Annotated in this window: 2 protein-coding genes; both read right to left on the bottom strand. The window is 52.2% G+C overall.

Translation table 11 applies throughout. From position 1 onward, the window contains the following. Positions 1-31: 31 nt before the first annotated feature. Positions 32-325, bottom strand: coding sequence for a host-nuclease inhibitor Gam family protein (locus FDX01_RS04295; protein WP_137399291.1), 294 nt, complete (start codon positions 323-325; stop codon positions 32-34). Positions 326-396: 71 nt separating this feature from the next. Continuing rightward, positions 397-594 (bottom strand): DUF1482 family protein, encoded by a 198-nt coding sequence (locus tag FDX01_RS04300; protein ID WP_137399292.1) that lies wholly within the window; start codon positions 592-594, stop codon positions 397-399. Between the last annotated feature and the right edge of the window lie 151 nt (positions 595-745).

Below are 745 nucleotides of genomic sequence, written 5' to 3' on the forward strand. Positions count from 1 at the left end.
ACGAACTCAACAATGCTGAGGCTCATTGTTACTATCCCTCATCAATATCTGTTTGGTGATTGGCGATTGTCTCTGCCATGTAGCGAATAAATTCGGCGGCCTTTTCCTGAAACTCGACGTCGTCATCAAACGCGCGAGAAATGGCCTTCTTGCTGGCCCCGCGTCGTTGCAGTTCGTCAACGCACAACGACTCCAGCTTGCTCTGTGGCAATCCTTTCTCAAGGTCATTAGCCAGTTCAGATTCACGCTCTTCTCTGGCTATTTGCTGATAATGGCGCGTCCAGTTCTGCGCCTCGATACGGTCTTGAACGAGATATGCAGCCATAATCGGCTCCTGAAATTTGGTTGTGCGCTTCCCGTCTGCGATAGCCGGACGAGTAGGGGGAATGGGTTGGGTTATTTCTGCGCGACTTCCTGTGCCGGGAACTCGCCGTTGCGAAGAATCCCTTCAACTGGCCAACAGTCTGCTGAAACCTTCTGTTCAGACGCCGCCTGCTGGCATTCATTATGGCTGTCGTAAACACCGAGAATTACGTCGTGATACTCGCCATTTGTCATTGCAACGGTCATTACAAGCGCGAATAGAGTTCCCATTAATGAGTCCCCGCCGGCACCAGATTTGGCTCAACAGATAGCGAGGCATACGGACGGCGAATATTGCGCAGATTCCCCTGCGGCTCATGCCAGTAAGTTCCATCGCGATAATCAAATGAGACCAGCCATGCTGCGCCGGTGCGGTCGTTAC

It is taken from the genome of Citrobacter sp. wls613 (genome assembly GCF_005281195.1).
Lineage (GTDB): Bacteria > Pseudomonadota > Gammaproteobacteria > Enterobacterales > Enterobacteriaceae > Citrobacter > Citrobacter gillenii.

Excerpts from the sequence above, each read along its gene's own strand:
- FDX01_RS04295 (WP_137399291.1), bottom strand. The coding sequence starts at position 325 with ATGGCTGCATATCTCGTTCAAGACCGTATCGAGGCGCAGAACTGGACG.
- FDX01_RS04300 (WP_137399292.1), bottom strand. The coding sequence starts at position 594 with ATGGGAACTCTATTCGCGCTTGTAATGACCGTTGCAATGACAAATGGC.